10 protein-coding genes are annotated in these 10,364 nt (G+C 66.6%); 2 read left to right on the forward strand and 8 right to left on the reverse strand.

Annotation, left to right across the window (positions count from 1 at the left end; translation table 11 throughout):
• Positions 1 to 10 precede the first annotated feature (10 nt).
• The 5 genes from L0976_RS13005 to L0976_RS13025 all read right to left on the reverse strand — a co-directional run bounded on the left by L0976_RS13005 (position 11) and on the right by L0976_RS13025 (position 4,452).
• Positions 11 to 958 carry a DUF1402 family protein gene (locus L0976_RS13005; protein WP_234187715.1) on the reverse strand — a complete coding sequence of 316 codons (948 nt, stop codon included), beginning with the start codon at positions 956 to 958 and terminating at the stop codon, positions 11 to 13.
• 182 nt (positions 959 to 1,140) lie between these two features.
• The gene (gene hslU / locus L0976_RS13010) at positions 1,141 to 2,448 is read right to left on the reverse strand and encodes an ATP-dependent protease ATPase subunit HslU (RefSeq protein WP_234187717.1); all 1,308 of its coding nucleotides are present in this window, start codon (positions 2,446 to 2,448) and stop codon (positions 1,141 to 1,143) included.
• A 14-nt stretch (positions 2,449 to 2,462) separates the two neighbouring features.
• Positions 2,463 to 2,957: a GNAT family N-acetyltransferase gene (locus tag L0976_RS13015; RefSeq protein ID WP_203316998.1), complete on the reverse strand. Its 495-nt coding sequence runs from the start codon at positions 2,955 to 2,957 to the stop codon at positions 2,463 to 2,465.
• Positions 2,944 to 3,504 (reverse strand): ATP-dependent protease subunit HslV, encoded by a 561-nt coding sequence (gene hslV / locus L0976_RS13020; protein ID WP_234187719.1) that lies wholly within the window; start codon positions 3,502 to 3,504, stop codon positions 2,944 to 2,946. The genes L0976_RS13015 and hslV overlap by 14 nt, the downstream gene beginning before the upstream one ends.
• Before the next feature lie 285 nt (positions 3,505 to 3,789).
• Positions 3,790 to 4,452 (reverse strand): L,D-transpeptidase, encoded by a 663-nt coding sequence (locus tag L0976_RS13025; protein WP_203316999.1) that lies wholly within the window; start codon positions 4,450 to 4,452, stop codon positions 3,790 to 3,792.
• A gap of 22 nt (positions 4,453 to 4,474) precedes the next feature.
• On the opposite strand from L0976_RS13025, the gene L0976_RS13030 reads away from it, so the two are divergent.
• Positions 4,475 to 4,732 carry a hypothetical protein gene (locus L0976_RS13030; protein WP_234187721.1) on the forward strand — a complete coding sequence of 86 codons (258 nt, stop codon included), beginning with the start codon at positions 4,475 to 4,477 and terminating at the stop codon, positions 4,730 to 4,732.
• A 179-nt stretch (positions 4,733 to 4,911) separates the two neighbouring features.
• Positions 4,912 to 5,442 carry an MmcB family DNA repair protein gene (locus L0976_RS13035; protein WP_203317001.1) on the forward strand — a complete coding sequence of 177 codons (531 nt, stop codon included), beginning with the start codon at positions 4,912 to 4,914 and terminating at the stop codon, positions 5,440 to 5,442.
• Here the strand turns inward: L0976_RS13035 and L0976_RS13040 are convergent, their stop codons facing one another.
• The 3 genes from L0976_RS13040 to hrpB all read right to left on the reverse strand — a co-directional run bounded on the left by L0976_RS13040 (position 5,443) and on the right by hrpB (position 9,972).
• Positions 5,443 to 6,012: an ActR/PrrA/RegA family redox response regulator transcription factor gene (locus L0976_RS13040; protein WP_203317002.1), complete on the reverse strand. Its 570-nt coding sequence runs from the start codon at positions 6,010 to 6,012 to the stop codon at positions 5,443 to 5,445.
• A gap of 76 nt (positions 6,013 to 6,088) precedes the next feature.
• Positions 6,089 to 7,390, reverse strand: a complete 1,302-nt coding sequence (locus L0976_RS13045) for an ActS/PrrB/RegB family redox-sensitive histidine kinase (protein ID WP_203317003.1) — start codon at positions 7,388 to 7,390, stop codon at positions 6,089 to 6,091.
• Positions 7,391 to 7,500: 110 nt separating this feature from the next.
• A complete protein-coding gene (gene hrpB, locus L0976_RS13050; protein WP_234187723.1) occupies positions 7,501 to 9,972 on the reverse strand; it encodes an ATP-dependent helicase HrpB in 2,472 nt (823 codons plus the stop codon).
• Between the last annotated feature and the right edge of the window lie 392 nt (positions 9,973 to 10,364).

Below are 10,364 nucleotides of genomic sequence, written 5' to 3' on the forward strand. Positions count from 1 at the left end.
GCGCAAAAAGCTACAGCAGGCCGCGAAGGTCCGCGAGCTTGTCGTTGATCAGCCAGCCGTAATAATTCTCTTCCGGCCACGTCGCCCCGCCGGACGCGCGGCGCGCGGCGAAGGCGGCGGCGCGGGCATCGGGATTGCCGATATTGTAAAGCGTCGCCGTCAGGCCGGGATTCTTCGAGATGTCGACGCCGGCGATCTTCCTGTAGGCGTCGATCGAGCGGCGGATCGCGGCGGCCATGTAGGCGAGCGAGATATCCGGATCCATGATCGCCTGGTAGACGCCGGCCGCGTCGTTCTCGTCGAGCCTGTCGTAGCCGGAGATGCGGGCGACGTCGTCGGTGAGCGTCAGGGCCGTCAGCGGGTTGATCTGGCCGAGGCCGAAGGTCTGGCCGGCATAGAAGGGCTGGAAGAACACCGCGCTGAAGCGGTTGTTCGGATAGGACGTGCCGCCGACCGTCCTGCCCTTAAAGGTCTTGTTCCAGACGCCCTCGCGGCAGGTCCAGGCCGCGTAGGAGCCTTTCTTCGACGCGCATTGGGCAAATTCCGGCCGCGCGATGAAATCGCCGACCGTCTGGCCGTCATAGGCGAAGCGGAAGTTGCCGGTATAGGACGCCGCCTTCACATAATAGCTCTGCAGCCGGTCATAGGCGTCGACATTGTAGGTATGCTCGCCGACGATGGCGCCGACCATGTGGATCGGGTCGATGCCGTATTTCGCGGCGGTCGACTTGATCTTGCCGGTGAGCTGGCGGTCGTTGGCGATGAGGTCGCGCACCTTCTCGTATTTCGCGTCGAAGGAGGTCTTGCCGGCCTTGGTGCGGCGCGTGGAGGCGCCCGGAATGGCGGGCTGCTCGGCATTGCGGTTGCCGGGCGGCACCACGTCGATCGCCAGCGCCGTCGTCTGGCTCTGGACAAAAAGGGCGGCTGCAAGGGCAAGCACAGGCAAGAACTGTCGCACGATTCCGTTTCCCGTCTGGTCAAATCTGTCGGCGGATGGCGGCGACCGATGCACGACGAACATGTCGGAATGATGCCAAGCGCGGGCAAAGCCGTAAGGCGGGAGCGCCCCTCCTGTCGAGGGGCGCCGCCTTCAAAAATGCGGCACCGGCGGCTGCTTTGGCTCCCGCCGGTGCCGAAACGTCACAGGATGTAGCGCGACAGGTCCGTATTGGCCGCAAGCGCGCCGACATGCTCGCGCACATAGCCGGCATCGATGACGAGCCTGTTGCCGCCCTTGTCCGGCGCCTCGAAGGAGATCTCGTCGAGCACCCGCTCCATCACCGTCTGCAGGCGCCGCGCGCCGATGTTCTCGACGCTGGCATTGAGCTGCACGGCGACATCCGCCAGCGCATCGATGGCGTCCTCGGTGAACTCCAGCTCGACGTCTTCCGTCTGCATCAGCGCCTTGTACTGGCGGATGAGGCTCGCCTCCGTTTCCGTGAGGATGCGGCGGAAGTCCTCCTTGGTGAGGGCACGCAGCTCGACGCGGATCGGCAGGCGCCCCTGGAGCTCCGGCAGGAGGTCGGAGGGCTTGGAGACATGGAACGCGCCGGAGGCGATGAAGAGGATATGGTCCGTCTTCACCGGGCCGTACTTGGTGGCGACCGTCGTGCCCTCGACGAGCGGCAGCAGGTCGCGCTGCACGCCCTCGCGGGAAACGCCCGCGCCCATGCCGCCGTCACGTGCGGCGATCTTGTCGATCTCGTCGATGAAGACGATGCCGTCGTTCTCCGCCGAGCGGATGGCCTCGCGCTGGATCTGCTCGTTGTCGAGCAGCTTGTCGGATTCGTCGTCGACGAGGATCTTGTACGAGTCCTTGACAGTCGTCTTGACCTTCTTGGTGCGCCCGCCCATCGCCTTGCCGAACATTTCGGAAAGGTTCAGCACGCCGATATTGGCGCCCGGCATGCCGGGGATCTCGAAGCCGCCGGGCATGCCGCCGGTATCGGCGACGTCGACCTCGATCTCCTTGTCGTCCAGTTCGTTGTTGCGCAGCTTTTTACGGAACGAGTCGCGCGTCGCCGGCGAGGCGGTCGCGCCGACAAGGGCGTCAAGCACCCGTTCCTCGGCATTCATGTGGGCTTTCGCCGTCACCTCGGCGCGCTTCTTCTCGCGCACCAGGCCGATGCCGACCTCCACGAGATCGCGCACGATCTGCTCGACATCGCGGCCGACATAGCCGACTTCGGTGAATTTGGTCGCCTCGACCTTGACGAAGGGCGCACCGGCCAGCTTGGCGAGACGGCGGGAAATCTCCGTCTTGCCGACGCCGGTCGGGCCGATCATCAGGATGTTCTTCGGCATCACCTCGTCGCGCAGGTCCGGCTCGAGCTGGTGGCGGCGCCAGCGGTTGCGCAGCGCGATGGCCACGGCGCGCTTGGCGTCGTGCTGGCCGATGATATAGCGGTCGAGTTCGGAAACGATCTCGCGGGGCGAAAAATTGGACATGGGCTTTTCCGTTTCTAGCAACGGTCCCGGGCCATCACCAGCGCCGGGCCGTCCTCTGTCATGCGTTGATCGAAAGCATGGAATCCGGCCTTTTCATAGGCCCGGATGGCATGCGCATTGTCCGGATGGGGATCGAGCACGATCCGTTCCACACCCTCGGCGAAGACCCTGGCCGCAAAGGCGTCGATCATCGCCGGCCCGTGGCCGATGCCGACCATGCCGGCAAGGCCGATGAACTGGTCGATGCCGATCGTGCGGTCCGGTCGGTCGCCGAAGGAAAAATCATCCGCCGCGATCCGGTAGGATTGCAGATAGGCGAATGGCGCTCCGGCATGCAGAACGATGAAGGATGCCATTGCCGGATCGTCGAAATCCGCCGCGATGCCGGCGACTTCCTCCGCCGGCTCGCCCCACCAGCGCCGGACATGCGGCGCGTTCAGCCAGCGTTCCAGCATCGGCAGGTCGGCGTCGGTCACCGGCCGGAAGGCATAGGCGTCAGCGGTCGGCATCCAGCATTTCCACCACGACATTGTGGTTGGTGTAGACGCAGATGTCGCCGGCAATCTGCATGGCCCGGCGCGCGATCTCCTCGGCCGACTTGTCGGTATCCATCAGCGCGCGGGCGGCGGCATAGGCGTAGTTGCCGCCCGAACCGATCGCCATGGTGCCGTGCTCCGGCTCCAGCACGTCGCCGTTGCCGGTCAGCGCCAGCGTGACCGACTTGTCGGCGACCAGCATCATCGCCTCTAGGCGGCGCAGGTACCGGTCGGTGCGCCAGTCCTTGGCAAGCTCGACGGCGGCGCGCATGAGCTGGTCGGGATATTGCTCCAGCTTGGCTTCGAGCCGTTCGAGCAGCGTGAAGGCATCGGCGGTCGCGCCGGCGAAACCGGCGATCACGTCGCCCTTGGCGAGGCGGCGGACCTTTCGCGCATTGCCCTTCATGACAGTCTGGCCAAGGCTCACCTGGCCATCGCCCGCCATGACCACCTTTCCGTCCTTGCGGACGGTGATGATCGTCGTGGCGTGCATGGAAGCGTAGGGATCGTGTTCACTCATGGATGGACCTCTGGGCCCGGGAACCGGGCGGGGCACCGCCGGCGAGGCGGCTTCGTTGTCACCTATGTAAGCAGCGCTTCGGCAATTGCAAACCGGTCAACGGTGGCGCAGAGATTCCTTCTGTCCCATCCACGCACCGCCTGCCGCAACGGCATTTCCGGGGCGAACCGAGGCGACCGGGTGCGGACGATGTGGGCATTCGGGGCACGCCGGGTCGCGAAGGCTCAAACGAAAGAAGCCGCCGGATCGCTCCGGCGGCTTCTTCTTGTATAGGCCGTTGCCCGCTTACTGCTGGACGACGACGCGGGTGCTGCGGCCGGGTCGGACGCGCTTGTAGAGGTCGATGATGTCCTGGTTCATCAGGCGGATGCAGCCCGAGGAGGCGGCGGTGCCGATGGAGGCCCATTCCGGCGTGCCGTGCAGGCGGAACAGCGTGTCCTGCCCCTTCTCGTTGAAGAGGTACATCGCGCGGGCGCCGAGCGGGTTCTTCAGGCCCGGGCCCATGCCGTCCTTGACGTAGCGGGCGACGTCGGGCTTGCGGTCCGCCATTTCCTTCGGCGGATGCCAGGTCGGCCATTCCTGCTTCCAGGCGATATAGGCCTCGCCCTGCCAGGCAAAGCCCTGCTTGCCGACGCCGATGCCGTAGCGGACGGCCTTGCCGCCCGGCAGCACGTAGTAGAGGAAGCGGTTCGGCGTGTTGACGATGATGGTGCCGGGCTTCTCGCTGGTGGCGTAGTCGACGATCTGGCGGTGGAACTTGGTGTTCACCTTGTTGATCGGGATCGCCGGCAGGGCGTAGCCGTTGTCCTCGACAGCGCCATATTCCGATGTGAAGATGGCATTTGTCGCCACCTTCTCGCCCGGAGCAGGCGTGGAGGAGGAAGAGCAACCGGCGAGCGTGACGGCCGCTGCGAGGCCGCACAGGAGGAGGGCATTGCGGAAGCGCATGAGATTCTCTTAAGGATCAGGAATGAAGAAGTTCCGTGGCGCAGAACTTTTATCGATCATGGTTTATTTTCGATTAAACCGGTCAATGCAAGTCTATGCGCCGTGGCGCGGGCTTGCGCCTGAGCAAAAAACCGGGGAAGTGTTTTTTTGCAACAATAATGCCGGTCGTCCGCCGCTTTCGCCGAGCCCGGCTCCTTGCCAAGCATGCCTTCGCGCACCGTTCAATGGCAATTCTTTCGCCCTGCGCCGCCCTCGCACAGGAAGTGCGCCGTGCGGTTAACGGAATCTTGCCGCGCGGGCGGGGGAATGCGCCGCCTTAACTTTTTCCGGCAGGGTGATTCGCGGTAGACTGCGATTCGCCCGGGCGGCCCCGGCAAGCTACCCCTGCATGCGCAATCGCGTGAAACAAGGCACGGGCGATTCGCAATGAAAACGCGAAAACACATCCAGGTTGAACCCATGACGATCGTTTCGCTGCACAACGACAATCCGCTGCTCGACGGCCGCCAGTCGGATCGCGCCATGATGGTGCGCCGCGGCGTGCAGCGCATGCTGATGGAGATGCGCCACGCGGTGCTGCCGGAACTGACGCTGGCGAGCGGCCGGCGGGCCGACCTCATCAGCCTGTCCGACAGGGGCGAGATCTGGATCGTCGAGATCAAGACGTCGATCGAGGATTTTCGCGTCGATCGCAAGTGGCCCGACTATCGTCGCCATTGCGACCGGCTGTTCTTCGCCACGCACAAGGACGTGCCGCTCGACATCTTCCCCGAGGAATGCGGCCTCATCCTTTCCGACGGCTATGGCGCGCACATGCTGCGCGAGGCGCCGGAGCACAGGCTCTCAGCGCCGACGCGAAAGGCCGTGACCTTCGCCTTCGCCCGCGTCGCCGCGGGCCGCCTGCTTCTTGCGGAGTTCTCGATGGATGCCCGGCGCGACGGGCCGGACATATCCGCCATCGTCTCGGGCCGGCGGGACGAGCCGGCCTGATTATTTCGGCGCGCGCTTGGCGAGGATGCGCTGCAGCGTGCGGCGGTGCATGTTGAGGCGGCGGGCCGTCTCGGAGACGTTGCGGTCGCACATTTCATAGACGCGCTGGATATGCTCCCACCGCACGCGGTCGGCCGACATGGGGTTTTCCGGCAATTCGGCCTTCTCGCCCGGGCGCTGCGTCAGCGCGGCGAAGATGTCGTCGGCGTCCGCGGGCTTGGCGAGATAGTCGACGGCGCCGAGCTTCACGGCGTTCACGGCCGTCGCGATATTGCCGTAGCCGGTCAGCATGATGATGCGCGTGTCGTCGCGGCGCTGGCGGATGGCGGCGATGACGTCGAGGCCGCTGCCGTCGCCGAGGCGAAGGTCCACGACGGCATATTTCGGCGGATTGGTCTTGGCCTTCGCGATGCCTTCGGCCACCGATTCGGCCGTATCGACGGTGAAGCCGCGCGTTTCCATGGCGCGCGCAAGCCGGCGCAGGAACGGGCCGTCGTCATCGACGAGGAGAAGGGTAGGATCGGTGCCGATGTCGTCTGGTGCCGTGTGCGGTTCGGTATTTTCTGCCATTTGCGTCTTCCGTGGCGGATTTTCGTCCATTCTTGATCGGGATCAGCTTATCGCCCGTAAGATGGTGCAGGTAAAGTCATTTCGCATTCCTGGCTTCCATCCGCGCCCGCGGCCAGTCGACGGCAACGCGCGCGCCCGGGCGGTCGCCGGTGCGGTTGCCGAAGGTCAGCCTGGCGCCCGAGCGCTCCAGCAGCGTTTTCGCGATGAAAAGCCCGAGCCCGAGGCCGCCGGCCCGCTCGTCCTTCTGGCGCTTCGTGACATAGGGATCGCCGATGCGCTGGAGAATGTCGGCCGCATAGCCGTCGCCGTCGTCCTCGATGACGATCGTCACGCGTTCCGGCGTGTGGCTGACGGTGACGGTCACCTCCTCGCGGGCATGGTCGACGGCGTTTTCCAGGAGATTGCCGAGACCGTAGAGAATGCCGGGATTGCGGTTGCCGACGGGCTCGCCCGCCCGCTCGCCGTTCTCCACGAGATTGAGCCTGATGCCGAATTCGCGATGCGGCGCCAGCACCTCCTCCATCAGCGAGGAGAGCGGCAGGACGCGCATATGCGCCTCCTCCTCGGTCGACAGCGTCGTCAGCCGCCGCAGGATGTCGCGGCAGCGCTCGCTCTGGCTGCGCAGGAGCTGCACGTCCTCGCGGAAGGGATCGTCCGCGCCGAGCTCCCGTTCCATTTCGCGGGCGACCACGCTGATCGTGGCGAGCGGCGTGCCGAGCTCGTGCGCGGCCGCCGCGGCCAGCCCGTCGAGCTGCGAGAGATGCTTTTCGCGCTGGAGGATGAGTTCGGTTGCCGCGAGCGCATCGGAAAGCTCCGCCGCCTCCCGCGACACGCGGTAGGAATAGAAGGCGGCGAAAGCCGTGGTCGAGACGATGGCGAACCAGAAGCCGGCGGTCAGCACCGGCGGCACGACGAGCAGCGTGCCCGGATACCAGGGCAGCGGAAAGGGCGTGAAGGCGAGCGCCGTGATGCCGGCGACGGCGAGCAGCCCCAGCGTCATGCTGAAGCGCACCGGTTGCAGCGAGGACGAGATGATGACGGGCACGCAGACCAGCGGTGCGAAGGGATTGGCAAGGCCCCCGGTGATGAAGAGCAGCGCCGTCAACTGGCAGAGGTCGAAGGCGAGCAGCAGGAAGGCCGAGGCCGGCGTCAGGCGGTGGGCCGGCGCAAAGCGCACGGCGAGGAAGAAGTTCACCGCCGCCAGGAGCGCGATCAGCACCAGCGCCGGCAGCAGCGGCAGCGGGAATTCCAGCCAGAGCGCGACGACGACGACACTGATCGACTGGCCGGCGACGGCCAGCCAGCGCAGGCGGATGAGCGTCTCGAGGCGAAGCCGCCGCCCGGCGCCCTCGAAGTCGATGTCCTGGTAGCCTGTCATCCTTCGTCCTTCCTCACCGGGATGCTGCGCTTTCGAATCGCGAAAGCTCCTATCCCCGTTTTACGCGATTGCGCAGGAAACGCCCGGTTCCTTTTGCCGAAATCCCGTTCCTACGTGCCGCGCGGCTTGGCGCGCGTCGTCGGCATGGCTCCGGCCGGGTCTTCCGGCCAGGGGTGCTTCGGATAGCGCCCGCGCATGTCCGCCCGCACGTCCCGCCAGGAACCGGCCCAGAACCCGGGCAGGTCCCGCGTCGTCTGGATCGGGCGGTGCGCCGGCGATTGCAGCTCGAGCAGCAGCGGCAGCCGCCCGCCGGCGACGGACGGGTGCTGCTTCAGGCTGAACAGCTCCTGCACGCGGATCGCCAGCACCGGCTCGGCCCCGTCATAGCGGATCGGATGGCGCTGGCCGGTCGGCGCCTCGAAATGGGTGGGCGCGAGGCGGGCAAGATCACGCTGCACCTCATGGGGCACCAGCGCCATCAGCCCCTGCTGCAGGCTGCCCGGGGGAATGTCGTCGATGCCGCGTGTCACCTCCTGGAAGGGCACGAACCAGTCGTCGAGCCGCGCAAGCAGCGCCTCGTCGCCCGTATCCGGCCAGGGCTCGCCGATGGAGCGGTGAAGGAAGCCGATCCGGTCACGCAGTTGCGCCGCCTCGCGGGAAAACGGCAGGACCTGCAGACCGAGCAGGCGCACGCCCTCGGCAAGCGCCTGCGCCGCCTTCGGCCCGCCGGGTCGCGGAAGCGGCGTTTCCTCGAGGATCATCGCGCCGAGCCTGACGACCCGCCGCGCCCGCACCTGCCGGCTCGCCCGGTCGAAGACGCATTGGTCCTCGCGCACGATGCTTTCTGCAAGCCCGGCCTCGACGGTGGCGCGGTCGATTTCCGCCGCGGCGAGGATGCGCTGCCGGCCCGCCTGGCCGGTGAGATCGGCGACGACGATCATTTCGGCGCCCGCCAGCCGCTCGGTCTCCGGCAGCTCGCCGCCGCGCCCGTTCGCCATGACGAATCGCCCGCGCCCGCCGCGCTGCAGGGCGACGCGATCGGGAAAGGCATGCAGCAGCAGCGCGCCCGGCGGGCTCGCGGAGGTGGCTGCGGCCTTGCCGAAGCCATCCGCCATGCGCTGCGCCAGCCGCCGAGCCGCCTGCGCCCGCTCGCCGCGCTCCTCGGCGAAGCGGCGCAGGCGCTCTTCTATATCCACGGCCGATCCGCCGAGCCCCTGTTCGGTGAGCAGCACGGCAAGCCGCGCGGCCGCCGCCTGTTCTCCGTCATCGGCGGCATGAAGGATCATCGCGGCCAGTCGCGGTGGCAGGGCAAGCGCGCGGATGCGCTTGCCCGCCGGTGTCAATGTGCCGGCCTCGTCGAGCGCTCCGAGCAGGCGAAGCAGGTTGCGTGCCTCTTCCACCGCTGCGGCCGGCGGCTGGTCGACGAGCCGAAGGCCTGCCGGATCCGTGACGCCCCAATGGGCAAGGTCGAGCATGAAGGAGGAGAGGTCGCTGGAAAGGATCTGCGGCGGCGTGAAGGCGGGCAGCGCCGCCGTCTGGCCGGCGTGCCACAGCCGGATCGCGATGCCCGGCTCCGTTCGCCCGGCGCGGCCGGCGCGCTGGTCGGCCGAGGCGCGCGACACCCGCACGGTCTCCAGCCGCGTGATGCCGGTCGATGCCTCGAAGACCGGCAGGCGCTGAAGGCCGCTGTCGATGACGATGCGCACCCCGTCGATGGTGATGGAGGTTTCGGCGATGGAGGTCGCCAGCACGATCTTGCGTGTGCCGGCGGGGGCGGGGCGGATCGCGGCGTCCTGCTCCTTCTGGCCGAGATTGCCGTAGAGCGGCACGATCGTCGTCTCCGGGCCGAACCGGCCTTCCAGCCGCTCGGCCGTGCGGGTGATCTCGGCCTGCCCGGGCAGGAAGACGAGGATCGACCCGCTCTCGCCGCGATGCGCCTCGACAATGGCGTGCACCATGCCGTCTTCCATACGCTCGCCCGCCGGCCGGTCCTGATAGCGCACCTCGACCGGGAAGCTGCGCCCCTCGCTGAGGATGGCCGGCGGATTGTCGAGCAGCGCCGAGACCCGCTCCACGTCGAGCGTTGCCGACATGACGAGAAGGCGGAGATCCTCCCGCAACGCCGCCTGCACGTCGAGCGCCAGCGCAAGGCCGAAATCGGCATCCAGCGAGCGCTCGTGGAACTCGTCGAAGAGCACCGCGGCAATGCCTGACAGTTCCGGATCGTCGAGGATCATCCGGGCGAAGACACCCTCCGTCACCACCTCGATGCGGGTCCTGGCCGAGACGCGGTTGTCGAGCCGCATGCGGTAGCCGACGGTCTCGCCGACTTTCTCTCCGATCAGCTCCGCCATGCGCCCCGCCGCCGCCCGGGCGGCAAGTCGGCGGGGCTCCAGGACGATGATCCTGCCGTCGCCCCGCCAGGAAGCATCGAGCAGGAAGAGCGGCACCAGCGTCGTCTTGCCCGCGCCGGGCGGGGCGGAAAGCACCGCCCGCGTGCCCGCGTGAAGCGCCTCGCCGAGAGAAGGAAGAACCTCCGAGACGGGCAGGCGCGGCAGACGGTCTCTGATCGATCCCGTCATCGTGCCTGCCGATCGTCTGGTAAGGTGCCTTCTGCAAGGCTGGACATGCATCTCTCCGGTCTCGTTTCCCCGTCTGAATAGCCTGTGGCGATACCCTGGAGAAGGGGTGGAAACGGCTATGGCGCGCGCTGACACGTAAAAACAGCGTCGATGAGGATTTTTGCCACCTGGACAAGATCTATCCGGTCCGTCGGACTGGCCGGAATGTGGTTCTTTCGGGATAGCGCTTTTAATTCAGTGGCTTGTAAGATTTTTTCAATTTTGTGATTATGCCTGTTGACGCTTAGAAATGTTGGGCCTATAACGCCGCTCATCGAACGAGAGCGGCGGCGCTTCTGGCGGCCGACGAGCTCGCTCTAGGGTTTCCTTGAGAAGCTGGTGAGAATTGGGCC

Origin of the sequence: Shinella sp. NM-101 (genome assembly GCF_021401195.1) — a bacterium.
Classification (GTDB): Bacteria; Pseudomonadota; Alphaproteobacteria; order Rhizobiales; family Rhizobiaceae; genus Shinella.